Source organism: Burkholderia arboris, assembly GCF_902499125.1.
GTDB classification, from domain to species: domain Bacteria; phylum Pseudomonadota; class Gammaproteobacteria; order Burkholderiales; family Burkholderiaceae; genus Burkholderia; species Burkholderia arboris.
On the sequence record NZ_CABVPX010000015.1, the window covers coordinates 152191 to 178484 of the forward strand.

At 67.0% G+C, this 26294-nt stretch carries 27 protein-coding genes; 9 read left to right on the forward strand and 18 right to left on the reverse strand.

The window, feature by feature from the left end; all coding sequences use genetic code 11:
- Positions 1-59: 59 nt before the first annotated feature.
- Positions 60-1583 carry a threonine ammonia-lyase, biosynthetic gene (ilvA, locus tag BLA15945_RS19690; protein WP_059233219.1) on the forward strand — a complete coding sequence of 508 codons (1524 nt, stop codon included), beginning with the start codon at positions 60-62 and terminating at the stop codon, positions 1581-1583.
- Between the two features lie 12 nt (positions 1584-1595).
- Positions 1596-2420: an NADPH-dependent 7-cyano-7-deazaguanine reductase QueF gene (gene queF / locus BLA15945_RS19695; RefSeq protein WP_059233218.1), complete on the forward strand. Its 825-nt coding sequence runs from the start codon at positions 1596-1598 to the stop codon at positions 2418-2420.
- 66 nt (positions 2421-2486) lie between these two features.
- Here the strand turns inward: queF and BLA15945_RS19700 are convergent, their stop codons facing one another.
- The 9 genes from BLA15945_RS19700 to BLA15945_RS19740 all read right to left on the reverse strand — a co-directional run bounded on the left by BLA15945_RS19700 (position 2487) and on the right by BLA15945_RS19740 (position 8958).
- Positions 2487-2924, reverse strand: coding sequence for a hypothetical protein (locus BLA15945_RS19700; RefSeq protein WP_155627114.1), 438 nt, complete (start codon positions 2922-2924; stop codon positions 2487-2489).
- A complete protein-coding gene (locus BLA15945_RS19705) occupies positions 2918-3547 on the reverse strand; it encodes a peptidoglycan recognition protein family protein (RefSeq protein WP_230950377.1) in 630 nt (209 codons plus the stop codon). The genes BLA15945_RS19700 and BLA15945_RS19705 overlap by 7 nt, the downstream gene beginning before the upstream one ends.
- Positions 3499-4316 (reverse strand): IS5 family transposase gene (locus tag BLA15945_RS19710; RefSeq protein WP_233464258.1). Its coding sequence is split into 2 segments (ribosomal slippage): positions 3499-3968 and positions 3968-4316, totalling 819 coding nucleotides; the frame shifts between segments, so codons are not numbered across the junction. The genes BLA15945_RS19705 and BLA15945_RS19710 overlap by 49 nt, the downstream gene beginning before the upstream one ends.
- A gap of 197 nt (positions 4317-4513) precedes the next feature.
- Positions 4514-4876 carry a DUF1493 family protein gene (locus BLA15945_RS19715; RefSeq protein ID WP_059233217.1) on the reverse strand — a complete coding sequence of 121 codons (363 nt, stop codon included), beginning with the start codon at positions 4874-4876 and terminating at the stop codon, positions 4514-4516.
- A 97-nt stretch (positions 4877-4973) separates the two neighbouring features.
- Positions 4974-5222 (reverse strand): hypothetical protein, encoded by a 249-nt coding sequence (locus BLA15945_RS19720; protein WP_155627113.1) that lies wholly within the window; start codon positions 5220-5222, stop codon positions 4974-4976.
- Positions 5223-5475: 253 nt separating this feature from the next.
- The gene (locus BLA15945_RS19725) at positions 5476-5895 is read right to left on the reverse strand and encodes a bleomycin resistance protein (RefSeq protein WP_059236620.1); all 420 of its coding nucleotides are present in this window, start codon (positions 5893-5895) and stop codon (positions 5476-5478) included.
- A 175-nt stretch (positions 5896-6070) separates the two neighbouring features.
- Positions 6071-6457 carry a RidA family protein gene (locus BLA15945_RS19730; protein ID WP_006751946.1) on the reverse strand — a complete coding sequence of 129 codons (387 nt, stop codon included), beginning with the start codon at positions 6455-6457 and terminating at the stop codon, positions 6071-6073.
- Between the two features lie 78 nt (positions 6458-6535).
- Positions 6536-8017, reverse strand: a complete 1482-nt coding sequence (locus BLA15945_RS19735) for an N-acyl-D-amino-acid deacylase family protein (RefSeq protein WP_174993188.1) — start codon at positions 8015-8017, stop codon at positions 6536-6538.
- 2 nt (positions 8018-8019) lie between these two features.
- The gene (locus tag BLA15945_RS19740; RefSeq protein WP_059233215.1) at positions 8020-8958 is read right to left on the reverse strand and encodes a MurR/RpiR family transcriptional regulator; all 939 of its coding nucleotides are present in this window, start codon (positions 8956-8958) and stop codon (positions 8020-8022) included.
- A gap of 119 nt (positions 8959-9077) precedes the next feature.
- On the opposite strand from BLA15945_RS19740, the gene BLA15945_RS19745 reads away from it, so the two are divergent.
- Together BLA15945_RS19745 and BLA15945_RS19750 are read left to right on the forward strand one after the other, a co-directional pair.
- Positions 9078-10358: an amino acid deaminase gene (locus BLA15945_RS19745; RefSeq protein ID WP_059233214.1), complete on the forward strand. Its 1281-nt coding sequence runs from the start codon at positions 9078-9080 to the stop codon at positions 10356-10358.
- Positions 10359-10513: 155 nt separating this feature from the next.
- Positions 10514-11095: a DJ-1/PfpI family protein gene (locus BLA15945_RS19750; protein WP_039360134.1), complete on the forward strand. Its 582-nt coding sequence runs from the start codon at positions 10514-10516 to the stop codon at positions 11093-11095.
- 67 nt (positions 11096-11162) lie between these two features.
- Here BLA15945_RS19750 and BLA15945_RS19755 read toward each other — a convergent pair whose 3' ends face one another.
- Both BLA15945_RS19755 and BLA15945_RS19760 read right to left on the reverse strand, forming a co-directional pair.
- Complete coding sequence (locus BLA15945_RS19755; RefSeq protein ID WP_059233213.1) at positions 11163-11609, reverse strand: MarR family winged helix-turn-helix transcriptional regulator; 447 nt, start codon at positions 11607-11609, stop codon at positions 11163-11165.
- Positions 11610-11660: 51 nt separating this feature from the next.
- A complete protein-coding gene (locus BLA15945_RS19760) occupies positions 11661-13256 on the reverse strand; it encodes an MDR family MFS transporter (RefSeq protein ID WP_174993189.1) in 1596 nt (531 codons plus the stop codon).
- 106 nt (positions 13257-13362) lie between these two features.
- Here BLA15945_RS19760 and BLA15945_RS19765 point away from each other — a divergent pair, with 106 nt between their 5' ends.
- Positions 13363-14247, forward strand: coding sequence for an EcsC family protein (locus BLA15945_RS19765; protein ID WP_174993190.1), 885 nt, complete (start codon positions 13363-13365; stop codon positions 14245-14247).
- Here BLA15945_RS19765 and BLA15945_RS19770 read toward each other — a convergent pair.
- The 5 genes from BLA15945_RS19770 to BLA15945_RS19790 all read right to left on the reverse strand — a co-directional run bounded on the left by BLA15945_RS19770 (position 14217) and on the right by BLA15945_RS19790 (position 19487).
- Positions 14217-15179 carry an alpha/beta hydrolase gene (locus BLA15945_RS19770; protein ID WP_174993191.1) on the reverse strand — a complete coding sequence of 321 codons (963 nt, stop codon included), beginning with the start codon at positions 15177-15179 and terminating at the stop codon, positions 14217-14219. The two genes, BLA15945_RS19765 and BLA15945_RS19770, sit on opposite strands and share 31 nt — an antisense overlap.
- An 89-nt stretch (positions 15180-15268) precedes the next feature.
- A complete protein-coding gene (locus BLA15945_RS19775) occupies positions 15269-15703 on the reverse strand; it encodes a CHRD domain-containing protein (RefSeq protein WP_059233209.1) in 435 nt (144 codons plus the stop codon).
- A 316-nt stretch (positions 15704-16019) separates the two neighbouring features.
- Positions 16020-16793 carry a class II aldolase/adducin family protein gene (locus tag BLA15945_RS19780; protein ID WP_174993192.1) on the reverse strand — a complete coding sequence of 258 codons (774 nt, stop codon included), beginning with the start codon at positions 16791-16793 and terminating at the stop codon, positions 16020-16022.
- 137 nt (positions 16794-16930) lie between these two features.
- Entirely contained in the window at positions 16931-18556 is a 1626-nt protein-coding gene (locus BLA15945_RS19785) for a phospholipase D family protein (protein WP_059236614.1), read from the reverse strand.
- A gap of 214 nt (positions 18557-18770) precedes the next feature.
- Positions 18771-19487 carry a FadR/GntR family transcriptional regulator gene (locus tag BLA15945_RS19790; protein WP_059233207.1) on the reverse strand — a complete coding sequence of 239 codons (717 nt, stop codon included), beginning with the start codon at positions 19485-19487 and terminating at the stop codon, positions 18771-18773.
- 128 nt (positions 19488-19615) lie between these two features.
- Here BLA15945_RS19790 and BLA15945_RS19795 point away from each other — a divergent pair, with 128 nt between their 5' ends.
- From BLA15945_RS19795 to BLA15945_RS19810, 4 genes are read left to right on the forward strand one after another with little or no spacing between them, the layout of a single operon-like run.
- A complete protein-coding gene (locus BLA15945_RS19795; protein WP_174993193.1) occupies positions 19616-20416 on the forward strand; it encodes a (Fe-S)-binding protein in 801 nt (266 codons plus the stop codon).
- Positions 20413-21138, forward strand: coding sequence for a LutC/YkgG family protein (locus tag BLA15945_RS19800; protein ID WP_174993194.1), 726 nt, complete (start codon positions 20413-20415; stop codon positions 21136-21138). Before BLA15945_RS19795 ends, BLA15945_RS19800 begins: the two co-directional genes overlap by 4 nt.
- Positions 21135-22580, forward strand: a complete 1446-nt coding sequence (locus BLA15945_RS19805; RefSeq protein WP_174993195.1) for a LutB/LldF family L-lactate oxidation iron-sulfur protein — start codon at positions 21135-21137, stop codon at positions 22578-22580. The genes BLA15945_RS19800 and BLA15945_RS19805 overlap by 4 nt, the downstream gene beginning before the upstream one ends.
- Before the next feature lie 50 nt (positions 22581-22630).
- Positions 22631-24331, forward strand: coding sequence for a lactate permease LctP family transporter (locus BLA15945_RS19810; RefSeq protein WP_059233203.1), 1701 nt, complete (start codon positions 22631-22633; stop codon positions 24329-24331).
- Between the two features lie 115 nt (positions 24332-24446).
- Here BLA15945_RS19810 and loiP read toward each other — a convergent pair whose 3' ends face one another.
- Both loiP and BLA15945_RS19820 read right to left on the reverse strand, forming a co-directional pair.
- Positions 24447-25208 carry a metalloprotease LoiP gene (gene loiP, locus BLA15945_RS19815; protein WP_059233202.1) on the reverse strand — a complete coding sequence of 254 codons (762 nt, stop codon included), beginning with the start codon at positions 25206-25208 and terminating at the stop codon, positions 24447-24449.
- A gap of 202 nt (positions 25209-25410) precedes the next feature.
- Positions 25411-26193, reverse strand: a complete 783-nt coding sequence (locus BLA15945_RS19820) for a glycosyltransferase family 2 protein (RefSeq protein ID WP_059233201.1) — start codon at positions 26191-26193, stop codon at positions 25411-25413.
- Positions 26194-26294: the final 101 nt, after the last annotated feature.

A 26294-nucleotide genomic window follows, 5' to 3' on the forward strand; every position in this document is an offset into this window, starting at 1 on the left:
GACCCTTGGCGCTATCATTGACCCTTTACCGTCTGCTTCCGCACTGCACGCGAGCGCCCATGGCATCCCACGATTACCTGAAAAAAATCCTCACCGCGCGCGTCTACGACGTCGCGATCGAGACGGAACTCGAACCCGCCCGCAACCTGTCGGTCCGGCTGCGCAATGCCGTATACCTGAAGCGCGAGGACAACCAGCCGGTGTTCTCGTTCAAGCTGCGCGGCGCGTACAACAAGATGGCGCACATTCCGGCGGACGCGCTCGCGCGCGGCGTGATTACGGCATCGGCCGGCAACCACGCGCAGGGCGTCGCGTTCTCGGCGGCCCGGATGGGCGTGAAGGCCGTGATCGTCGTGCCGGTCACGACGCCGCAGGTGAAGGTCGATGCGGTGCGCGCGCACGGCGGCCCGAGCGTCGAGGTGATCCAGGCGGGCGAATCGTACAGCGATGCGTATGCGCACGCGGTCAAGGTGCAGCAGGAGCGCGACCTCACGTTCGTCCACCCGTTCGACGATCCGTACGTGATCGCCGGCCAGGGCACGATCGCGATGGAGATCCTGCGCCAGCACCAGGGCCCGATCCACGCGATCTTCGTGCCGATCGGCGGCGGCGGGCTCGCGTCCGGCGTCGCGGCATACGTGAAGGCCGTACGCCCGGAGATCAAGGTCATTGGCGTGCAGGCCGAGGATTCGTGCGCGATGGCGCAGTCGCTGGATGCCGGCGAGCGCATCGAGCTGAGCGAAGTCGGCCTGTTCGCGGACGGCACGGCGGTGAAGCTCGTCGGCGAGGAAACTTTCCGGCTGTGCCGCGAATTCCTCGACGGCGTCGTGACGGTCAACACCGACGCGCTGTGCGCGGCGATCAAGGACGTATTCCAGGACACGCGCAGCGTGCTCGAGCCGTCGGGCGCGCTCGCGGTCGCGGGTGCGAAGCTGTACGCGGAACGCGAGGGCATCGAGAACCAGACGCTCGTCGCGGTCACGTCCGGCGCGAACATGAACTTCGACCGGATGCGCTTCGTGGCCGAGCGCGCCGAAGTCGGCGAGGCGCGCGAAGCCGTGTTCGCGGTCACGATCCCCGAGGAACGCGGCAGCTTCAAGCGCTTCTGCTCGCTCGTCGGCGACCGCAACGTCACCGAGTTCAACTACCGGATCGCCGATGCGCAGTCCGCGCACATCTTCGTCGGCGTGCAGATCAAGCGCCGCGGCGAATCGGCGGAGATCGCCGCGAACTTCGAGTCGCACGGGTTCAAGAGCGTCGACCTGACGCACGACGAGCTGTCGAAGGAACACATCCGCTACATGGTCGGCGGCCGCTCGCCGCTCGCGCTCGACGAACGCCTGTTCCGCTTCGAATTCCCTGAGCGGCCGGGTGCGCTGATGAAGTTCCTGTCGTCGATGGCGCCGGACTGGAACATCAGCCTGTTCCACTACCGCAACCAGGGCGCGGACTACAGCTCGATCCTCGTCGGGCTGCAGGTGCCGCAGGCCGATCGCGCCGAATTCGAACGCTTCCTCGCGGCACTCGGCTACCCGTATGTCGAAGAGAGCGCCAACCCGGCTTACCGCCTCTTCCTGTCGTAAAGGCGTCCCACGATGAATCCCGAACATTCCCCGCTCGGCAAGGCCACCGTCTACGCGGCGCAGTACGACGCGTCGCTGCTGTTCCCGATCCCGCGCGCCGGCGCGCGCGAGCAGCTCGGCATCACGTCGGCGCTGCCGTTCTTCGGCACCGACATCTGGAACGCGTACGAGCTGTCGTGGCTCAATGCGCGCGGCAAGCCGCAGGTCGCGGTCGCGACGTTCTACGTGCCGGCCGAATCGCCGGCCATCGTCGAATCGAAGTCGTTCAAGCTGTATCTCGGCTCGTTCGCGCAGTCGAAGTTCGACTCGATCGATGCGGTGCGCGACGTGCTGAAGCGCGACGTGTCGGCCGCGTGCGGCGCGACCGTGTCGGTGCAGCTCGTGTCGGCGCACGATTTCGGCAAGCTCGAGATGGAAGAACTCGACGGGCTGTCGCTCGACCGCCTCGATCTCGATACCGACATCTACGAACCCGATCCGTCGCTGCTGTCGGCAGCCGTTGACGAAGCGCCGGTCGAGGAAACGCTCGTGTCCGACCTGCTGCGCTCGAACTGCCCGGTCACGGGCCAGCCCGACTGGGGCAGCGTGCAGATCCACTACGTCGGGCCGCAGATCGACCACGCGGGCCTGCTGCGCTACATCATCTCGTTCCGCAATCACACGGGCTTTCACGAGCAATGTGTCGAGCGGATCTTCCTCGACATCATGCACGCGTGCAAACCGGTGAAGCTGGCGGTGTATGCGCGCTATACGCGCCGTGGCGGGCTCGACATCAACCCGTTCCGCACGAACTACAACCAGCCGATGCCTGACAACGCGCGGACTGCGCGGCAGTAAATGCAAGGGGACTGGCGGGCATGTGGAAGCCCGCCAGCACCGCCTGCTTGCGAAAAGAATGTCTTTCTAGTTCGGTGCGAACACATCGGCTTGGCACTTCGGGCAATACAGGTAGATCGTTCGACCATCGGGCATCGAAATGAAGCCGCGCCTTGCCTGGTCTATTCTCCATTTCGCCGAACCACCACCCGCGACACGTGCCTTGCCTTCGGCATAGCAATTCGCGGCGTCCAGATCATGGCTGTATGCCCGTTCTGTTACGCGGCTCGCACGCTTGAAAAACGCGCGGACATCCGCCTGCCGAAGAACGAACGTACGACACGTATCTGCCGTTTCGTCCCCGCTGATGTCAGCCGACCACGCGCCGTTCGTGACGATTTCGACTGACTCTGGCACAACCGTGGGTAAAGCCCCTCCAGGCGACGTACCATCGGGCAATGTACCCGCAACCGCGCTGTGGTCGAGCACGAGCGCCAACATCAAAACCGCGAGTCGAATCACCATTGCCCCTTCGCCGCCTCTGTGCGGTTCTTCCGCGATACTGCCGGATGGCGAAAAACCTCTGCCAACGGCACATTGAGTGTTACCGAAAGTTCATGGATGAGCCATCGAAGCGAGTCATTCTGAGCTTCCGGCGCCGCGACGTAGGTTCGTCGGTCAGGGTTCGGTTCATTGAGCGGGAGTGCTTCACCGACCAATTCCACGCCAATGCTGTCTGTATTAGAAGGGTAACGGTCCGGGACCGCCTTGCGCATCTCACGCCGGTTTTCGCCACGCGGGTCAAAACGGCGAAGTTGCTCCAGTTCGACCGGCGTGCAACGCATTTCGGCAACACAGCGCGCCTTGAGACGACCAACATGCCAAGTCTGCTTCTTCAAAGATGCCGTCTGATAAATCGTTCCATCTTTCTCAATCAGAAAATGCGCCCCGCTGGCAGACGCATTCTGATAGCTACTGAGAGCAGAAGCCGCCGTTGAACCGCCAGTTTGATGGACGACTACTCCGCTAATCCTCGGCATCTCACCACGCTCGATCTGAGCTTTTCTGGCCCGCACTACGCGTGGACTAAGAGAGTGTTTCAAAAAGAGTCGTCCGGGCGCTGAAGCGTTCGCCAGCAGATCAGGCAACAGGCGAGTTTGAGGAGCCCTTCATGGATGTCGGCACGACGCTCAAATCGTGTACGAAGACGGCGGAATCCGTGCAGCCAGGCATTGGTACGTTCGACGACCCAACGTACTTTGCCAAGACCGCTGCCGTGAGGTTCACCGCGTCGGGCAATCGATGTGGGAATCCCGGCAGCGTGCAACGGCCGGCGATATTTGTCGTGGTCGTAAGCCCGATCGGCATAGATCCGGCCAGACTTGCGCAAGGGGCGACCACGCAAACCGCGAACCGGTGGGATGGCGTCGACCAGTGGCAGCAGTTGCGTGATGTCGTTGCGGTTCGCGCCCGTCAGGATGATCGCGAGCGGCGTGCCGTTGGCGTCGGTGGCGACGTGATGTTTGGAACCGGGTCGCGCACGATCGGTGGGGTTCGGTCCAGTTTTTCGCCCGCCCCAACTGCTCGAACAGAAGTGGAATCGATGACGACACGAGAAAAGTCGATCCGATCGGCGGCACGCAGCTTCGCGAGCAGGATCTCGTGGAGCCGATCCCAGACGCCGACCTGTTGCCAGTCGCGCAGGCGGCGCCAGCAACTGATGCCCAATCCGCAACCCATCTCGGCAGGTAGTTCGTTCCAGCGAATGCCGCTCTTGAGTACGAAAAGTATTCCGGTCAGCGCAGCCCGATCGGCTACGGGTTTGCGCCCCGGGTACCGGAAGCGTCTCGGCTTTGCTGGTGGCAAAAGTGGTTCGATCAATGCCCACAATTCGTCGTCGATGATCGGCCTGGTCATCTCCTCGCTCCGCATGTCACAACGGTCGAGGTTAACAGCTTTGTGTTCGAGTTAACAGAGGGCTAACGCTCTTTTTGAAACACTCTCTAACAACCATTCCATTGAAATCAATCGAGAGCATTCAATACCCGCATCATATCGCCGCAATCTTTCCGCCGATCGCTTACGTTCATGCCTTCACCCGTCATGCACACCGGCTAACTCGGCTTTCGCGATAGCTCGGCCATTCGTCCGGTGTCCCATTTCCGTTCAACCGCTGCGCGATACAGCATCGCCAGCGTGATCGACTCCCGTTTGAGGTCGTGCGGTTGACGAAGCACCCATCGCCGGAACAACGAATAACTTCCCTCGCCTTCCATCAGGAAATACCGGTGAAAATCGAAGTCGCCGGTATCGATGCAAAATCGCTCAAAAAAGTGGCCCATGAAATCGTCGGCTTCATCGACGGTCTGGCCAAGATCCTCCCAAAGCCTCGTGGCCACGGACAGCGGCATCGATTTGCCAAGCCCTGCTTCGGATCTGACGAAGGCCTCGATCTCGTCCCACTGCACGTTTTCCATCAAAACACCTTGCACTCTGGTTCAACAAGACAGTTGTACTCGGTGATCGGGCCACGCACCCGCGCCGATAGCCGCCGCATCCCGCCGGATAGATGTGTCACGTTGAGGCCCGTTGAAAAAAGTTCGTCACACAATGCAAACTCTCGTTGCCGCTCATACCCCGCTTCAACCGCATTGCATTTGAACGTTCCCAGCCCATCTGCTCGCCGAGCGCCCTCATCCATGCATTGCCTCCGTCATGACGAAACAAGGCCGGTGCACGCAAATGCACCGGCCTTGTTGCACAGCTCCTACCCTTGCCGAGTTGCTTCGCCGATGCCTTGTCCGCGATGTGGTCGATGATCATGCTCGACCGCACGCACGCGTGTGCCGACGGGCGACACGAACACCGTGTTGAACTACGCGAAATCGTGCGCGTCGCCGACCCACACGTCGCGGCGCACGACGTGCTCGAGCCTTAACCGGCTTCCTCCAGGATCGCTGCGCATGCGCGGCTACACGTCTCGGCGGGCTCGCCATTAACCCGTTCCGCATCAACTGGAACCAGCCGACGCCGAGACGTCAGGTTGCAGTCATCGCGGGAGCCAGATGGCCCGAAATCAGCCCTGCAGCGGCCGCACAGGGAGGATCTCCACCAGCCGCAACAGGTAGCCATCAGGGTCCTGCACCAGCACCTCGACCTGGCCGTGCTCGATGTCGCCCTCCCGATACCAGGACGTGCGCGGCTCGACGAACAGCGCCACGCCAGCGGCGCGAATCCGGCCGAGGATGGGGTCGAGCGAATCCACCTCGATCTGCAGATTGATCCCCCGCCCGAACGGCGGCGTCAGCGGCCCCGTCAACCAACTCTCGGGGCTCTGCTGTTCGAGCATCAGTTGAGCGCCCCCGATCTCGAGGTACGCGAAGCCGTCTTCCGGACGCTCGAAGCGAATCCGGAATCCCAGCACGTCACGATAGAAGCGCACGCTTCCTGCAAGGTTCGAGCAGATCAGCTCCGGCACCAGCGCAGCCCATTCCATATTCTTCCTCCCGGTAAAGTCGTACGGCACGTTACACGAACGGGTGGAATGCGTTGCGGCGGTTGCGGTCACGCAGCGGAACCCGGTCCTTCAAGCCAGGTGCCGCACATGAAAAAACGGGCCCTGCGCACACGAATGCGCAGGGCCCGTCACATCTCGGTTCGCCGTCGGCGTGTTACTTCGCCGGCGCCTTGTACGCGATGCAGTCGACCTCAACCTTGCAGTCGATGACCATGCTCGATTGCACGCACGCGCGCGCCGGCGGATGCTCGCCGAAGTACGACACGAACACCTTGTTGAACGACGCGAAATCGCGCGCGTCATCGAGCCACACGCCGCAGCGCACGACGTGCTCGAGGCCGTAGCCGGCTTCCTTCAGGATCGCGATCACGTTCTCGATCGTCTGCTTCGACTGCGTGACGATCCCGCCTTCGACGACCTCGCCGTTCACCATCGGCGTCTGGCCCGACACGTACAGCCAGCCGTCAGCCTCGACCGCACGTGCGAACGGCATCACCTGGCCGCCGGTCCCCTTCGCTTCGCCCACGCCATATCGTTTCATCGTTTCACTCCTCATATTTCAGTTACGGATGCGCGCGCCGGCAGCGGCACGCGCGGGAGATCGGAACACCTGCCGCGCTCAGAACGCGGCGTCGGCACTCGCCGCCACGCGCTCGCCGCGCGCGACGAAGCCACCGGCGCGCTCGCCGGTCGGCTGGCCGTTTTCGTAGGTCAGCACGCCGTTCACCCACACCGCGTCGATCCCGTGCGCGGGCTGCTGCGGCTTCTCGAACGTCGCGGCGTCGATCACGCTCGCCGGATCGAACAGCACGAGATCGGCGTGGTAGCCGACATGCACCTCGCCGCGCTTCGCGATCCCGTAGCGGCGCGCGGACAGCGACGTCATCTTGCGGATCGCTTCCTCGAGCGGCAGCAGGTTCGTGTCGCGCACGTAATGGCCGAGCACGCGCGGGAACGCGCCCCACAGCCGCGGATGCGGCAGCGGATCGTTCGGCAGCCCGTCGGAGCCGACCATCGTCGCGGGGTGCGACAGGATCCGGCGCACGTCGTCCTCGGACATGTTGTGGTACACCGCGCCGGCCGGACGGATGCGTTGCGCGGCTTCCTGCTCGGTCACGCCCCAGTCGGCCGCGATCGCCTTGAGCAGCTTGCCCGCGACTTCCGGATGCGGCTCCGACCACGTGATCGTGATGTCGATGTCGCCCGTTACCTGCTTCAGGTCGAGCGTCGACGAGCTGCGGCTGTACGGATAGCAGTCGCAGCCGACCGGCTGGTAGCGGCGCGCGCCTTCGAGCGACGCGAGCACTTCGGTGCTGCGCCCCCAGTTCGACGGGCCCGCGCATTTCAGGTGCGAAATCACGACCGGCACTTGCGCATGGCGGCCGACGCGATACGCCTCGTCCATCGCATCCAGGATCGCGTCGAATTCGGTGCGCATGTGCGTCGTGTACAGCGCGCCGGCTTTCGCGAGCGGCTCGGCGAGCGCCATCACTTCCTCGGCCGGCGCCGCGAACGCGGAGCCGTACGCGAGGCCCGACGACAGGCCGAGCGCGCCGTTCGCGAGCGCCTCCTCGAGTTGCGCGCGCATCCCGGCGATTTCGCCGTCGGTCGCCGCGCGGTCGAGGCGGTCCATCTGGTTGTTGCGCAGCGCCGTATGGCCGACCAGCGCCGCGACGTTGACGGCCGGGCGCGCGGCGTTGACGGCCGCGACGTAGTCGGCGAAGGTCGGGTACCGGAACGCGCCGCGCTCGCCCAACAGGTTCATCGGGTCGGGCGGATCGCCCGCGAGCGTCACCGGCGACGCGCTGATCCCGCAATTGCCGACGATCACGGTCGTCACGCCCTGCGAGATCTTCGGGATCATCTCCGGCGCGCGGATCACGTGCGTGTCGTCGTGCGTGTGCACGTCGACGAAGCCCGGCGCGAGCGCGCGGCCGTTCGCATCGACGACGTGCTCGGCCAGCCAGTTCGACAGGTTGCCGATCGCAGCGATCACGCCGTTGCGGATCGCGACGTCGCGCGTGACGGGCGGTGCGCCGGTGCCGTCGTACAGCTGCGCGCCGACGATCAGCGTATCGGCGGCTTCGGGATGCGAATGCATGGTCAGTCTCCTACCGGTTGACGGTCTCCGCCGCCGCGGTGCGCATCGAGCGCGTGCTTGATGCGGCGCAGCGATTCTCGGCCCGCATCGCCGAGCCGCATGGCGACTCCGGTGACGAGCACGTCGATCGCCATCATCATCGCGTAACGCGATGTCGAAGGCTTGTAAATGAAATCGGTTTCGAATGCGACGACCGGGATCAGGTGGTCGGCGAGCTTCGCGAGCGGCGACGCCGGCGCCGTGATCGCGATCAGCTTCGCGCCGTAGCGCTTCGCGAGCCGGCAGCTCTCGAGCAACTCGGGCACGCGCCCGCTCACCGACAGCGCGACGACGACGGTGTCGCGCGACAGCGTGGCAGCCACCATCCGCTGCAGCACGCTGTCCTGGTAGCTCGCGACCGGGCGGCCGAAGCGCACGAGCCGGAAGCGCAGCTCGTCGGCGAGCGCGGTCGACCCGCCGCCCTGCCCGTACACGTAGGTCATCTTCGCGGCGGCGAGCAGGTCGGCCGCGGCCTCGAACGACGTGTTGCGCAGCAGCTGGTGGTTGTGCGCGAGCGCCACGCGGATCTCGTCATAAACCATCGACGCGGGGCTCGCGTCGGCGGCCGGCGCGTCGTCGGACGGCACCAGGAAGCGCTGGCCGACGGCCGCCGCCTGCGCGACGAGCACCTTCAGTTCGCGTACGTCGCGGCAGCCCACGGCCTTCGCGAAACGCGTGACCGTCGCGACGCTGACTTCCGCGTCGCGCGCGAGCGCGCCGATGCTCGCATGCGCGGCGCGCGCCAGATCGGCGAGGATGAACGCGGCAACCTTGCGCTCGGCTTCGCGCAGCTCGGGCGCGCATTCGGCGATCCGCGCGACGATGTCGAGGAGCGGCGGGGCGGCCGGCGCCGGATGAGGCTCGGCCGCGAGCGGAGCGGACGGGGAAGCGGGCGTATTCATCTGCTGATAAGGGTGCGAGGCTTGATGTTACTAAATAACATCACCGCGCCGATGCTACTTTCTGTACCATCTGCGTGTCAACTTCGGTGCAATGCATAGTGATGATGGAGCGGGATGACATGAAAGTTACAAACTATCAGGAAGCGACGATCGACCCGTTCGGCAAGGGTCTGGGCAATCTGCCGAGCGCGAGCGTGCCGCTCGGCGACGCAGGCCGGCTCGAATGGAACCTGCTCGCGGAAGACGTCAGCCTGCCGGCCGCCGTGCTCTACGAAGACCGCGTCGAACACAACCTGAACTGGATGCAAGCGTTTGTCCAGAAATACGGCGTCCAGTTCGCGCCGCACGGCAAGACGACGATGGCGCCGCAACTGTTCCGCCGCCAGCTCGACGCCGGCGCGTGGGGCATCACGCTCGCGACCGCGCACCAGACGCAGGCCGCGTACCACGGCGGCGTGCGCCGCGTGCTGCTCGCGAACCAGCTGATCGGCCGCCAGAACATGACGATCATCGCCGGGCTGCTGTCCGATCCCGATTTCGAATTCTTCTGTCTCGTCGATTCCGCCGAGAGCGTCGACCAGCTCGGCCGCTTCTTCGGCGACGCGAAGAAATCGCTGAACGTGCTGATCGAGCTCGGCGTGCCGGGCGGCCGCGCGGGCGTGCGCGACGCCGCGCAGCGCGAAGCCGTGCTGGCCGCGCTCGCGCGCTATCCGGACACGCTGAAGCTGGCCGGCATCGAACTCTATGAAGGCGTGCTGAAAGAGGAAGGCGAGATCCGCACGTTCCTGCAGGAAGCCGTCACGCTCACGCGCGAACTCGCCGAAGCGGGCCGCTTCGCGCGCACGCCGGCGATCCTGTCCGGCGCCGGTTCGGCGTGGTACGACGTGGTCGCGGAGGAATTCAGGAAGGCGTCCGACGCGGGCTTCGCGGAAGTCGTGCTGCGCCCGGGCTGCTACCTGACGCACGACGTCGGTATCTACAAGAAGGCGCAGACCGACGTGTTCGCGCGCAACCCGATCGCCCGCTCGATGGGCGAAGGGCTGCTGCCGGCGCTGCAGCTGTGGGCATACGTGCAGTCGGTGCCGGAAGCCGACCGCGCGATCGTCGCACTCGGCAAGCGCGACGCGGCGTTCGACGCGGGCCTGCCGGAGCCGGCGCGCCACTTCCGCCCGGGCCGCGACACCGCGCCGCGCGACGTCGCCGCGACCGAAGGCTGGGCCGTGACCGGGATGATGGACCAGCACGCGTACCTGCAGATCCCGCCGGGCGCGGACGTGAAGGTCGGCGACATGGTCGCGTTCGACATCTCGCACCCGTGCCTGACGTTCGACAAGTGGCGCCAGGTCCTCGTGCTCGATCCGCAGTTCCGCGTGACGGAAGTCGTCGAAACGTTCTTCTGACGCCCCCCCGCGCGCACCGCCCCGCCGCTCGCGCGGGGCGGCCGTCACGCGCGCTTCAATCTGCCGGAGTACACTGCGCTTTCGTCCTCGGGGCCCCTCGCGGCCGTTGCGCACGGCGCGAACGGGCCTTCAACGCTGCACCCCTGGAGAAAGCCATGGCCGCGAAGAAGATCCTGTTCCTGACCGGCGATTTCGCCGAAGACTACGAAACGATGGTGCCGTTCCAGGCGCTGCAGGCCGTCGGCCACCACGTCGATGCAGTCTGCCCGGGCAAGCGCGCGGGCGACAAGATCAAGACCGCGATCCACGATTTCGAAGGCGACCAGACCTACACCGAGAAGCCCGGCCACCAGTTCACGCTGAACGCGGCATTCGACGATGTCGATGCGTCGCGCTACGACGCGCTCGCGATCGCGGGCGGCCGTGCCCCCGAATACCTGCGACTCGATCCGAAGGTGATCTCGCTCGTGCGCGAGTTCGCCGAAGCCGGCAAGCCGATCGCCGCGATCTGCCATGCGGCGCAGCTGCTCGCGGCCGCCGACGTGATCCGCGGCAAGCGCATTTCGGCCTACCCGGCGTGCGCGCCCGAAGTGAAGCTCGCGGGCGGCGAATATGCCGACATTCCGGTCGACGCGGCCGTGACCGACGCGCCGTTCGTCACCGCGCCCGCGTGGCCCGCGCATCCGGCCTGGCTCGCGCAGTTCCTCGTGCTGCTGGGCACGCGCATCGAGCTGTAAGCCAGCACCGAATCGGGATGAGATGAAGCGGCAGCCGGCGGCGCGAACGCGCCGCCCTGCCCGCGCATCAGCGCGCGACCGGTGCCGAACCGGCGTCCGCGATTCGCGTTTCCAGCATCGCGAGCGCACCCGACAGCGCATTCAGCACGTCGTCCGGCAGTTGCGCCATCGTCTGTTCGAGAAACGCCTTGCGGCGCGGCAGGCACGCGTCGAACGCCGCGCGGCCTTCGTCGGTCAGCGTGACGTTGGTCACGCGGTTGTCGCGTGCATCGGATTCGCGCTGGATCCAGCCGAGCGCGTCGAGCGACTTCAACTGGCGCGTGAGCGCGCCCGGATCGATGCGCAGCACTTCGACGAGCTTCTTCTGCGACGAATGCCCGCCCATCGTGTGCAGCGCGACCATGATGCGCCAGCGCGGCATCGGCTGCCCGACGTGCGCTTCGAACGCGGTCATGAACGCGCGATACGTGCGTCCGAATTGCTGCAAGATCGCGACGCGGTCCTGTTCTTCCATGCGCTGATTTCGTTTCCGGTAAATCGTTGAGTCGTTGAATCGCTTGATCCGTCAATCGGCCGCGACGTGCGGTTCGATCTTGCGCCGCAGCGCGATCGGCGGCACGCGGCGGCACTGCCATACCGACACCACGGCGATGACGGCCGCCATCGCGACGCCCAGGTGAATCGCGCCGACGAGCGATTCGCGGGCCGCTTCCAGCAGCAGCGCGCCATTATGCCCGGCACGCGTCAGCTCCGCGACGAGCCCCCCCTGCGCCGCGCGGTCGATCAGGATCTGCGGATCGGCGAGCTGCGCATGCCACTGCATCGCGTGATCGGCCGTCAGCGCATTGCGCACGCCGCCCGAGTACATCTGGTTGACGAGCGTGCCCGTCAGCGCCGTGCCGAGCATCCCGCCGACCATCCGCAGCGACTGCAGCAGCGCCGTCGCGATGCCGAGGTGCTCGCGGCCGGCCGTCTGCTGCGCGAACACGGTAAGGTTCGGCAGCACGAAGCCGAGCCCGATGCCGCCCGCGACCATCAGCGCCATCAGCATCCACGCGGGCGTCGTGTGGGTCGACACGACGATGCCCGCACACGTGATCGCGAACAGCACGAAGCCGACGTGCAGCATCGCGTTCGGATTGCGGATGCGCGTGACGACGCGGCCGTTCATGATGCTGCCGATCGTGATGAACACGACGAGCGGCGTGATCACGAGTCCGGCTTCCTTCGGCGACATCCCGAAGCCGCCCTGGAACAGCAGCGGCGCGTAGAACAGCAGCGAGAACATCGAGAAGCCGGCGAGGATCGCGAGCACGAACAGCGCCGACAGCGCGCGGTTGCCGAACATGTCGAACGGCAGAATCGGCTGCTCGCAGCGCTTCTCCCAATGCCACAGGCCAATGCCGGCCGCGACCGCGACGACGAGCAGCAGCGACGCCCAGCTCGCGACGCCGTACTTCGGCAGCCATTCGACGAACAGCTGCAGCGCGCCGAGCGACAACGCGATCAGCAACGCGCCCGGCCAGTCGAGCCGCATCTTGCGATCGTGCGCGACATGGCGCAGGTGCGGCAGGTAGCGCCATACGAAGAACAGCGACAGCAGGCCCACCGGCAGGTTCACGTAGAACACCGAGCGCCAGCCGAACGACTGGGTCAGTATGCCGCCGAGCGACGGGCCGACCGCGTTCGCAATGCCGAACGCGGAGCTCATCAGCACCTGCCAGCGCAGCCGCACGACGGAATCGGGAAACAGGTCGGGAATGCACGCGAACGCGGTGCCGACCAGCATCCCGCCGCCGATCCCCTGCAGCCCGCGCGCGAGCACGAGGAACAGCATGTCGTTGGCCATCCCGCACAGCACGGACGCGGCGGTGAACACGACGATCGACACGATGACGAACGGCTTGCGGCCGTAATAGTCGCCGAGGCGGCCGAAGATCGGCACCGTGATCACGGAACTGAGCAGGTACGAGGTCGCGACCCACGCGTACAGGTCGAAACCGCGAAGCTCGGCGACGATGGTCGGCAACGCCGTGCCGACGACGGTCTGGTCGAGCGCGACCAGCATGGTGACGAACGAGATCCCGATCATCGCCAACAGCGATTCGCGGAACGGCAAAACTTGCCCGCTCGAATGGTGGGCGGCAGTGTGGACGGCCATTTTTTGTTGATGCAACTTTTGACGAGTCAAACAATTTCAAAATTCTAGCATGGCGGAGTAATCTAGGCTGGCGACGGTTTAGGGCCCGTTCAAGCCAAGGAGAAAGATGGAACCGATTTCAATCACCCCCGCGACGACGCTCTCGCAGGAGGATCGGGACGCGCTGTGGCGCGCGAAGCAGGTGCTGGAAAGCCCATCGCTGACGATGAAGCTGACCGGCATGCTCGGCGCGCCGGTCGAGAAAATGATCGCGCGGCTGCCGGATTTCGCGACCGGCAAGATCAACGATGCGACGCAGCTCGCGCTGCGCAAGTGCCTGAACATCGCGCTGCGCACGCTCGGCAAGCCGCCCGCGCCGGACGCCGAACCCGACAAGCCGAGCAACCTGCTGCACAAGCTCGCGGTCGCGACGACCGGCGCGGCAGGCGGCGCGTTCGGCTTTCTCGCGCTGCCGGTCGAACTGCCGGTAACGACCACGCTGATCTTCCGCTCGGTGTGCGACATCGCGCGCAGCGAGGGCGAGGACCTGGCGTCGGTCGATACGCAGTTGCAATGCCTGGCCGTGCTCGGCATGGGCGGCAACCCGGACAAGCAGGAAGAGGACGCCGATCTCGGCTATTTCGTGCTGCGCGGCGCGCTTGAGGACGCCGATCTCGGCTATTTCGTGCTGCGCGGCGCGCTTGCCCAGGCAATCTCGAAGGCGTCGTCGGACATCACGACGAAAGGCATCGCCGCGCACAGCTCGGCGGCCGTGTTCAAGCTCGTGCAGACGGTGGCGTCGCGCTTCTCGGTGCAGGTGACCGAGCAGATGGCCGCGAAGTCGATCCCGGCGATCGGCGCCGTGCTCGGCGCGACCGTCAACACGCTGTTCATCGACCACTTTCAGCAAATGGCGCACGGCCACTTCACCGTGCGCCGGCTCGAGCGCAAGTACGGCTCGGTGGCCGTCAAGGCCGCCTATCAGGCGATCGACGCCTCGCCGACGCGCTGAACCGCGCGCTCGACCGCGACGCGGCGCAGGAATGCGGCCGCGCGGTCGAGCGCGTCGCGCGCTTCCGGCACCATCGGTGCGTACAGTTGCCACACGTGCGGCATGTCCGGCCACACCTCGATTTCCACCTGCACGCCGGCCGCCTTCGCCTTCTCCGCGACGCGGCGCGAATCGTCGAGCAAGACCTCGGTGCTGCCGACCTGGATATACAGCGGTGGCAGGCCCGTGAAATCCGCGTAGAGCGGCGATGCGTACGGATTCGTCGCCGGTTCGTCGCCGAGATACAGCTTCGCGGCCTTCGGCAGCGCCGCGCCGGCGAACATCGGATCGCGACCGTCGTTGGTGCGCAGCGTCGCACCGGTGGCCGCGAGGTCGGTCCACGGCGAGAACAGGATCGCACCGGCCGGCAACGGCTCGCCGCGATCGCGCAGCGCGACGAGCGTGGCGAGCGCGAGGCCGCCGCCCGCCGAATCGCCGCCGAGCACGATCGTCTCGGGCGGCGTGCCGAGCGCCAGCAGTTGCCGGTAGGCGGCGAGCGCATCGTCGAGCGCGGCCGGGAAACGGTTTTCGGGCGCGAGCCGGTAGTCGAGCGAGAACGAGCGCACGCCCGCGCGCTTCGTCAGGCCGAACACGAGCGGCCGATGGGTCTTCGTCGAACAGAAGTAATAACCGCCGCCGTGGAAATACAGCAGCGTGCGGCCAGGACCACGCTCTGCGCTCGCATCGATGCGCTCGAGCCACTCGCCGCGCAGCGGTGCGTCGCCCGCGCCGTAGCATTGGCGCAGCCGGTAACCCGACGGCGCGCGGCGCGGCACGACCATCCGCAAGTCGGTAAAGCGCCGCGCACGCGCGGGGTCGAGCACCTCGCGCGTGGTCTCCGGACGAAACTGCCAGCGCAGCAGCCAGCAGGCGAACTTGCTTTGCCAACTCATCGGACGCACTCCGTAATCGCAGTGTGACGATGGTACGTGCGAACGTTCCCGCGCCGCTCGACAGGTGCCTCTATATCAAACGCCGGCGCTCAGTTCGCCGGCATCACCTGGCCGCGGATTTCGCCGGCCGGGTGTTCCTTCGTATGGACGTTGAAGTACCACTTGCCGCCCATCAGGTCGGTGACCTGCGCGTCGGTGAGCTCCTTCGAACCCTTGATCGGGCTCGCCAGCTCGTCCTTCGGGATCGGCACCTGCACGCCGGCGTTCTGGCCGACCGGCGCGGGCCCGTGGAAATGCGCGGCGGTGGCCGGCCCCGTGAGGTGTTCGTAGGTTGCGGTCCACTGCAGCGTGTGGGTGACCGTGTCGTAGGTGGCGTCGACGGCGCCCGAGCCCTTGGTTGCCGTCGGCGGCACTTCGCTCGACGGCTGCAGATTGGCGGACAGACGCACCGTTTCGGCGGCGGCGCTGCCGGCGGCCAGCACGCCTGCGAGTAACGCGACCTGGAGCAAACGCAGCTTGAGCATGGACTCTCCTTGCACGACGTTGTGCGCCGCCCGAACGGGGGCGCCAGATAGGATGGTAGTCGATCGCCGCCGTTGCGGGAGTCCGTCGAACGGCCATGCAGCGAATCGCCGCAGCGCGACGCACAGCGCCCCGTGTCAGTCTGCGTCAACCTGGAACGGACCTTTGCAACCCGACGGCTGAATCCGCGCGCGGCCTTTCGCTACACTTCGTTTCACAGTTGCTTGTTTCCTTCGTCCGAAGGAGTCTGCGAGTATTCACGCGGCCACCCGGCCGCGTTTTTTTTGAATGCGCCGCCGGCAGCCGGGTCACGCCAAGTCACGCGCGATAGCCGGGATCGATGCGATCGACGAGGCGCTGCAGCGCGTCGAACGCGTCCTGCCCCGCGCCATGCTTCGGATCGAAATTCAGCGAATCGCGCACGCACCCTTCGAGCACCGGCGGCGCGATCGACAGCGCGTCGCCGATCGCATGGGTCGCGACCTGCACCTCGCAGGCACGGTTGAGGAGCCACATCAGCGAGAACGTCTGCGCGAGCGTCGCGCCGATCGTCACCGGCCCGTGGTTGCGCAGCAGCAGCACGGGCCGCCCACCCGCGCTCCCGACGATGCGCCGCCCCTCCTCCAGGTGAACGGTGATGCCCTCGAAATCGTGATACGCGATCTTCCCGTACAACTGCGCCGAATAGAAATTGGAAAACGACAGCCCGTCGCGCGAACAGCACACGGCCATCGTGGGCGTCGTGTGCACGTGCATCACGCAGTGCGCATCGGGCAGCGCCGCATGGATCGCGCTGTGGAACGTGAAGCCGGCCGGGTTGATCGGCCAGTCGGAATGCCCGATCACGTTGCCGTCGATGTCGATCTTCACGAGGTTCGACGCGCATACCTCGCCGTAATGGAGCCCGAACGGGTTGATCAGGAAATGTCCGTCCTCGCCCGGCACGCGCAGCGAAATGTGGTTGTAGATCAGCTCGGTCCAGCCGAGGTAATCGAAGATGCGGTAGGCGGCCGCGAGCTGCACGCGCGCCTGCCATTCGGCTTCGGAGAAGCGGGCGGGACGCGTGAACGGCTGGTTCGGTACACGTTGCATGGGGAGCTCCGGTTGCGGATGGTCGTGGCGCGGGCCGCCGGGCCGCGCCGCCACATTGCCATGATGGTTGCGCGCACAACCATATCACCTTCCCCGCACCTCGTTAACGCGGGTTTAGCCGGAGCGCTTCCGTCCCTTTAAAGCTGGTCGTCGACCGGCAGCAGCATGAAGATGCCCGTCATCAGGTTGCGCATCAGTCCCGCGTGCGGATCGACGTGATAGGTCGTCGGCTTGCCGTTGTCGATGCCCGTCCATACGAGTTCGGGCGACCCGCCGCCCGCCGGCGCGACGAGGCTCACGCGATAGCTTTCGTCCGGCTGCGCCGCCCGCGCGAAGATCGTCGCGACCTGTTCGGCGAGCGCCGGACTATGGATCACGAGTGCCAGTTCGGTATTCAGGTGCGCGGAACGCGGGTCGAGGTTCATCGAGCCGATCACGAGGATCTTCCGGTCGATCACGTACGCCTTCGCGTGCAGGCTCGCGCGCGAACGCGACCCGAACAGGCGCGGGCGCTGGCGGCCCGGCTGCGCCTTGAACTCGTACAACTCGACGCCGTGCTGCAGCAGCGGCACGCGGTACGGCCCGTAGCCGGCCTGCACGGCAACCGCGTCGGTCGCGGCGAGCGAATTCGTCAGGATCGCGACGCGCACGCCGCGCGCGGTCGTGTCGCCGAGGATCTTCACGCCCGCGTCGTGCGGCACGAAGTACGGCGAGAACGCGAGGAATTCCTGCTGCGCGCCGCGCGTCAGCTCGACGAGACGCTGCATCGGCGGGCTCACGTACGCATCGGTCGGCCGTGCGACCTTGTCCGGCGCGTCGGCCTTGAACTCGGCCGGCGCCCACACGAGCTCGAGCTCGTCGCGTGCGATCTGCTGCGCGAGCGGCGTCGCGTTCAGCGGCTTCGCGTTGTACGGCTCGGCGTTCTGGCGCCAGTGGCTGCGCAGCTCGTCGCGCATCGCGTCGAGCTCCTTCGGATCGAACGACTGGTGATTCAGCACGCGCAGCGGATAGCTGCTCGCGCTCGACCAGTACGCGTCGAAGCTCGCCGAGACGTCATTCGCCACGGGGCCGGCGGCGAGCACGTCGAGATCGCGGAACTGCAGCGTCGGGCTCGCGCTGAAATATTCGTCGCCGAGATTGCGGCCGCCGACGATCGCGATCTGGTTGTCCGCGATCATCGCCTTGTTGTGCATCCGGCGCGTGAAGCTGTCGATCCGCGTGAAGAAGTTGGTCGTGCGCTCGACCATCCCCTGCTGCGACGCGCCGAACGGGTTGAACACGCGAATCTCGATGTTCGGGTGCGTGTTCAGCGCGGCCATCACGCGGTCGATGTCGCGGAAGTTCAGGTCGTCGACCAGCATCCGCACGCGCACGCCGCGATCGGCCGCGTACAGCGCCGCGGCGAGCAGCAGCTTGCCCGTCGTGTCCTCGGTCGCGATGTAGTACTGCATGTCGAGCGTCTTCGTCGCGGCGCGGGCGAGCGCGATGCGCATCTGCAGCGCCTGCGCGCCGTCGGCCAGCAGCCGGAAGCCCGACTGGCCCGGATGCGCGGCCTCGGGGGCGGCCAGCGCGTCGCGCAGCGGCGTCGCGGTATCGGGCGGCAACGCATGCGAGACCGGACGATCGAGCGTGGTGGCGGGCGGGTGCGTCGCGCAGGCGGCAACGAGCGACAGCAGTGCGCAGACGGCCAGCGCACGAGCCGGGCGGCATGCGGCACGCCACGACAGCGCGGCCGGCGCGCGCCGGATGAAAGACGTGAGCACGGAAGCTTCCTCGACTGGCGGAACGACGGTCCGCATTCGCCGCAGCGCGCGGCTGGCGCGCGGTTCCGGCCGATTCTAGTGGGCGGCCGATGAACCGGTCAATCGCGCGAGCGGCACACGGCGGCCCGCGCACGGCCGGCCGCCGGCACGCGATGCACGGCCATGCCCGATTCGCCCGCCGGACGGGCCGAGCATCAAAGCGGTCCAACCAATCTCACTGCGCATCGCCACTGCGCTCGAAATGGCTGCGCACGTAGTCGATATGCGTCTGCATCGCGGTGCGCGCCTCTTCGGGCCGCTGCGCGCAGATCGCTTCACACACGACGCGGTGCTGCAGCAACAGCAGCTCGGACGCCTGCTCGTCCTCCATCGTCATGCCCGCCACGTTGATCGAGATGTGCTCGCGCAGCATCCCGATCACGCTCGTATGCAGGTGCAGGAACATCGTGTTGTGCGACGCGAGCGCGATCGCCTCGTGCAGCTTCGCGTCGGTCGCGGCTTCGACGGCGGCGTCGTCGTTCGCGTGCGCGGTTTCGAGTTCGCGCAGCAGCGTGCGGATCCGGCGCCGGTCGCTCGCATCGGCCCGCAGCGCGGCGAAATACGCGGTCGCTCCTTCGAGCACGCGGCGGAATTCGAGGATGTCGTCGCGCAGCGCCGGATGATCGGCGACCAGCTGGCCCCACGGCGACGCGATGCCCGCGCGCAACTGGTCCGTCACGTAGACGCCCGCGCCGCGCCGGCTCTGCAGCAGCCCGCGCGCGACGAGCCGCTGGGTCGCCTCGCGCACCGTATTGCGCGCGACGCCGTACTGCTGCGCGAGCACCCGCTCGGCCGGCAGCCGCGCGCCGGCCGGCCAGGTGCCGTCGAGCAGCGCCGTCTCGATCTTGCGCATCACCACTTCGGTCCGGCCCCGTGCCGTCATCGCTGCCATCGTCGCGTCTCCCTGCGGAATACGTGGCGCGCCGATTGGCCCAACCAATTTGAGCTGCGGCGCCGTCGCGGGAATTATGCAGCGAAATCGTCGACCCGCACGCCGGGCCGTCGCCTCTGGAGCGAGACATGAACGAAAGGCAGTACCCCGCCGCCATCCCCGCACACGCCTACCTGTTCGCGACCTGCCTGGTCGACCTGTTCGTCCCCGAAGCGGGGCTCGACGCGGTCCGCCTGCTGGAGCGCGAAGGCCTGACCGTCCACTATCCGCGCGGCCAGAGCTGCTGCGGGCAGCCGGCCTACAGCAGCGGCAATCCCGACGAAGCGCGCCGCGTCGCGGCCGCGCAGCTGGACCTGTTCGCACAACCGTGGCCCGTGATCGTGCCGTCCGGCTCGTGCGCAGGCATGATCCGGCACCATTGGCCGGCGCTGTTCGCCGACGATCCCGTCAACGGCCCGAAGGCGCGTGCGATCGCCGGCCGCACCTACGAACTCGCGGAATTCCTCGTCCATGTGCTCGACGTGCAGCTCGACGCGGCCACGGCCGGCGCCGCGCCCGACGAGCGCGTCGTGCTGCACACGTCGTGCGCGGCACGCCGCGAGATGGGCACGCGCGTGCATGGTGTCGCGCTCGTCGACGCACTGCCCGGCGTGACGCGCATCGAACACGAACGCGAATCCGAGTGCTGCGGCTTCGGCGGCACGTTCTCGCTGAAACATCCGGACATCTCCGGCGCGATGGTGCGCGACAAGGTCGCGTCGGCCTGCGCGACCGGCTGCGACCGGCTCGTGTCCGCGGACTGCGGCTGCCTGCTGAACATCGGCCACGCTGCGACCAAGGCCGATGCGCCGCTGCCGGTCGAGCATCTCGCGAGCTTCCTGTGGCGCCGGACGTCCGGCGCCGCATCGTTGCGCGGAGACCGGCAATGAGCGCGCGCGCCGCCATTCTCGCGCGCCTGCGCGCCGCCGCGCCGGGCGTCGCCGCGACGGCCGCCCCCGTACTCGATGCGCGCATCGACATGCATTACGACATGCGCCGCGCGTCGACGGAACGCGACCCGCACGCGCTCGCACCGGCAATGCAGGCCGCACTGGCCGCGTCGCACGCTGACGTCTGGTGCGCGAGCGCGGACGCATGGCCTGCGCAGCTTGCCGCGCGCCTCGCCGACGCCGGCGTGCGCCGCCTGCTGCTCGACCCGGCCCGCGCCGAATCCGCGGCGCTCGCCCGCGCATTGCCCGATACCGTCGCACCGGTACCGTTCGACCGGCCGATCGACGCATGGAAAGCCGAGCTGTTCGACACGATCGATGCAGGCTTCACTGTCGCGCGTTCGGGCATCGCGGCCACCGGCACCGTCGTGCTCGCCCCCGACGCCGGCTCGCCGCGCACGGTGTCGCTGGTGCCGCCGCTGCATGTCGCGCTCGTCCATGCGAACACGCTGCATGCCGACCTGCACGCGGCCGTGCATGCGGAGCGCTGGCAAGCCGGCACGCCCACCAACCTCGTGCTGGTATCGGGCCCGTCGAAGACCTCCGACATCCAGCAGACGCTCGCTTACGGCGCACACGGCCCGCGCCGCCTGTGGGTCGTGATCGTCACCGATTCCACCGCCCCGTCGGCCGCACCCGCTTGCGAGGATCTGCCACAATGAGCGACCACACGCTGCAATTCGTCGCCCCCGGCGACTTCAAGGCCCGCGCGCGAGCCGCACTCGACGATCCCGCGTTGCGCCAGAGCTTTCGCGGCGCGATGGACTTCCTGCAGGGCAAGCGCGCGACGCAATTCCCCGACGACACCGAACTGCAGCAACTGCGCGATCTCGGCGAAGCCGTGCGCCAGCACGCGCTCGCGCAACTGCCCGCGCTGCTCGAACGGCTGGAGACGAAGCTCGCCGAATCCGGCGTGCACGTGCATTGGGCCGAGACGGCCGCCGACGCGAATGCGATCGTGCTCGGCATCGCGCAGGCGAAGAAGGCGCGCCGCGTGATCAAGGGCAAGTCGATGGCGAGCGAGGAAATCGAGCTGAACCATTACCTCGCCGAACACGGCGTCGACTGCATCGAATCCGACATGGGCGAATTCATCGTGCAGCTCGCCGGCGAAAAGCCGTCGCACATCGTGATGCCGGCGATCCACAAGACGCGCGGCGACATCGCCGAGCTGTTCGAAGCACACATCCCCGGCACACGCTATACGGAAGACGTCGACGAACTGATCCAGACCGGCCGGCGCGCCCTGCGCCGCGCGTTCGCCGAAGCGGACGTCGGCCTGTCGGGCGTCAATTTCGCGGCGGCCGACACGGGTACGTTGTGGCTCGTCGAGAACGAAGGCAACGGCCGCCTGTCGACCACGGTGCCCGACACGCACATCGCGATCATGGGCATCGAGAAGGTCGTCGAGAAGCTCGAGCACATCGTGCCGCTGTCGAGCCTGCTCACGCGCTCGGCCACCGGCCAGGCGATCACGACCTATTTCAACCTGATCTCGGGCCCGCGCCGCGACGGCGAACGCGACGGCCCGCGCGAACTGCATCTCGTACTGCTCGACAACGGCCGCACGCAGGCATACGCGGACGAACAGCTGCGCGCGACGCTGCAGTGCATCCGCTGCGGCGCGTGCATGAACCACTGCCCCGTCTACACGCGCATCGGCGGCCACGCGTACGGCACGACCTACCCGGGCCCGATCGGCAAGATCATCTCGCCGCACCTGCTCGGCCTCGACGCGACGGCCGACCTGCCGACCGCGTCGACGCTGTGCGGCGCGTGCGGCGAGGTGTGCCCGGTGCGGATCCCGATCCCGCAGTTGCTCGTGCGGCTGCGCACCGAGGCGAACCGCAAGCCCGACGAACCCGTCGCCCATCCGCTGCGCGGCCAGGGCGCGAACTACACCCGCGCGGAAGACCTCGTGTGGCGCTTCTGGTCCGGCGCGTTCGCGCATCCGCGCGCGTACCGCGCATTCCGCTGGGCCGCCACGCGCCTGCATGCGCTGACGCCCGCGAAACAGATGGGCTGGACGCAGCACCGCACGCCGCTGGAACCGGCGCCGCGCAGCCTGTCCGACCTGCTGCGCGCACGCGGGCAGCCCGAATAGCGCATCCGCTTTCAAACCCGTACCCCTAAAAATCCATGGAGGAGACACCCATGCAGGTTTGGCATCAGATTTACTCGCCGCTCGGCAGCCTCGGGCTGTCGGCGTTCGTCGCCGCGATTCCGATCATCTTCTTTTTCATCGCGCTGGCCGCGCTGCGGATGAAAGGCCATGTCGCGGCCGCGATCACGCTGCTGCTGTCGCTCGGCGTCGCGATCCTCGCGTACGGGATGCCCGTGCCGCAGGCGCTTGCCGCAGCCGGCTTCGGCTTCGCCTACGGCCTGTGGCCGATCGCGTGGATCATCGTCGCGGCCGTGTTCCTGTACAAGATCGTCGTGAAGACCGGCCAGTTCGACATCATCCGCGCGTCCGTGCTGTCGATTACCGACGACCAGCGCCTGCAGATGCTGCTGATCGGTTTCTCGTTCGGCGCATTCCTCGAAGGCGCGGCCGGCTTCGGCGCCCCCGTCGCGATCACGGCCGCGCTGCTCGTCGGCCTCGGCTTCAAGCCGCTGCACGCGGCCGGGCTGTGCCTGATCGCGAACACCGCGCCGGTCGCGTTCGGCGCGATGGGCATTCCGATCATCGTCGCCGGGCAGGTGACGGGCATCGATCCGTTCCACATCGGCGCGATGGCCGGCCGCCAGTTGCCGCTGCTGTCGCTCGCGGTGCCGTTCTGGCTCGTGTTCATGATGGACGGGCTGCGCGGCGTACGGCAGACCTGGCCGGCTGCACTCGTCGCGGGCGGCAGCTTCGCGGTCACGCAATACTTCACGTCGAACCACATCGGGCCCGAGCTGCCTGACATCACGTCGTCGCTCGTCAGCCTCGTCGCGCTCGCGACGTTCCTGAAGGTGTGGCAGCCGCGCACCGCGAAGCAGCCGGCCGGCGGCCTCGTCGCCTCCGGCGGCGGCGCGGCGCTGGCCGGGTTCGGCGCTGGCGGCAACGGCTTCGGCGCGAGCCGCCACGCGTCGCCGTACACGCTCGTGCAAACGGTGCGCGCATGGTCGCCGTTCCTGATCCTGACGGCCGTCGTCACGGTCTGGAGCATCGCACCGTTCAAGGCGCTGTTCGCCGCGCACGGCGCACTCGCGTCGACCGTGCTGAAGTTCCATGTGGCCGGGCTCGACCAGCTCGTCGTGAAGACCGCGCCGATCGCCGCGACGCCGAAAGCGCTCGACGCGGTGCTGAAGATCGACCTGATTTCGGCGGTCGGCAGCGCGATCCTTGTGACCGCGCTGATCTCGATGGCGCTGCTGCGGATGAAGCCGCGCGACGCGCTCGTCACGTTCGGCGAAACGCTAAAGGAACTGACGCGCCCGATCCTGTCGATCGGCCTCGTGCTCGCGTTTGCGTTCGTCGCGAACTACTCGGGGATGTCGTCGACGCTCGCGCTGATGTTGGCCGCGACCGGCGCCGCCTTCCCGTTCTTCTCGCCGTTCCTCGGCTGGCTCGGCGTGTTCCTGACGGGCTCCGATACGTCGTCGAACGCGCTGTTCTGCTCGCTGCAGCAGGCCACCGCGCATCAGCTCGGCGTGCCCGAAACGCTCGCGGTCGCGGCGAACACGACGGGCGGCGTAACCGCGAAGATGATCTCGCCGCAGTCGATCGCGGTTGCGTGCGCGGCAACGGGTCTCGTCGGCAAGGAGTCCGAGCTGTTCCGCTTCACGGTGCGGCACAGCCTGCTGTTCGCGGTGATCGTCGGGCTGATCACGCTCGTGCAGGCGTACGTGCTGCCGGGGATGGTGCCGTAAGCGACCCGCCGGCTGGCCCCAAAAACAAAACCCCACGCCCGGACGGGCGTGGGGTTGTTCTTTTCGCGTACCGGTCGCCGGCGCGGGCCAGCGATTCGCGATGCGCGTGGCGCGATCAGCTGCCCTTCGCGATGCGATCCTGGATGTGCTGTGCACGGCTCGCCGACGACGGGTGCGAGCTCATCATCGAGCTCTGGCCGCCGTCCATCTGCGCGAGCTTCTGGAAGCCCGTGACGAGGCCCTTCTGGCTCATGCCCTTCTGCTTCATCAGGTCGAACGAGTAGTCGTCCGCTGCGCTTTCCTGCGTCTGCGAGAACTGCGCGTTGATGAACTTCTCGGTGATGTCGCCGAGCTGCGAGCTCGACAGTGCCGCCACGCCCGGCGATGCTGCGCCGGCCGCGCTGCGCGCCGCGCTCACCGCGTACGCGGTCTGCATCGCCTTCTTCGAGTGACCCAGTGCAACGTGGCCCATTTCATGACCGATCACGCCGCGCAGCTCGTCGTCGTTCATCATGTCCATCAGGCCGCTGTACACGCGCACGCAGCCGTTGCCCATCGCCCACGCGTTGACGTCCTTGGTCACGTACACCTTGTAGTTGATCTTCTGGCCGTTCAGCGTCATGTCGCCGAAGCCCTTCATGACCTTCGTCAGGCGCTTCGCGTACGCGCTGTTCGCCGGCGCGATCTTCGATTCGGCGTCGCTGGACTTGCACGATTCGTTCGACAGTGCGGCGATGTCGCTGTCCGACAGCGTTGCCGCCTTGTACAGGTTCGTCCCCGCCGACGTCAGGCTGTTCGCGTCAAGGCTCTGTACCCCGCCGCATGCGCTCAACAGAAACGCCACGCCACACGCCGCCACCGCTTTCTTGAGTTGCATCCCGGAATCCCTCGATAGTTGTATTTGGGAGCGGCGATTTTGCATAATCCGGCAGAAAATTACCAGATGTTTACATCCGATGACACGTTCATTACTCAGCAGATTGAAATGAAGCGGCGATCCGACGCCGGATTGTCGACGAAAAGCAGCGGAATCGCCGTGTCCGGACGAAGATCGGGAGGGAAACCGGGCGGGCCGCCGCTCAGGCGGTCTGGTCGCGGCGCCGCGTCAGCCGCCGCGCGACCAGCATCGGCAGCCGCACCGCGAAGCCGGTGAACAGGCGCAGGTGCATCCACGCGAGCAGCGCGTTGTCGCGACCGTAGTGGAAGTGCGAGACGCCGCCCTCGTGCCGGCCGAAATAGCGCACCGGCGCGTCGATGCGGATCGGGTGCACGCCGGCCCAGCACAGCCGCACGGCCGCTTCGGGATCGAAGTCGAAACCGCGCATCCACGGCTGGCGCCGCATGATCGCCGCGAGCGGCGCGACCGGATACACGCGAAACCCGTACAGCGAATCGCCGATGCCGGCCCACAGCGTCTCGAGGTCGGCCCAGGCGTTCGACAGGCGGCGGCCCTGCACGCGCAACTGCGGCGCGCTCGCGTCGAACTTCGGCACGCCGAGCACCATCGCATCGGTGTCGGCCTGCGATGCGGCCATGAAGGCCGGAATCAGGTCGGCCGGATGCTGGCCGTCGGAATCCATCGTCAGCACGTGCGTGAAGCCGCTCGCGGCCGCCGCGTCGAGCCCCGCGAGCACCGCGGCGCCCTTGCCGCGATTCTCCGGCAGCACGATCACGCGCAATCCGGGATCGCGCTCGGCCATCGCCTGCAGCCGTTCGGTGCTGCCGTCGGTGCTGCCATCGACGACGACCCACACCGGATTCCACTGCGCGCGCGCATTGCGCACGGTCGTGTCGACCTTGCCCCCCGGGTTGTAGCTCGGGATCAGCACGAGATGAGTGGACGAGGCGTGAAGCTTGGACATGGAAACAGCCGCTTGCGAAGACAGGGATCCTGACAAAAGTTTATGACTTGCCGGCGAACGCCGGCAGGCTTCGTCGACACCGGCCGCATGCGCGACCGGTT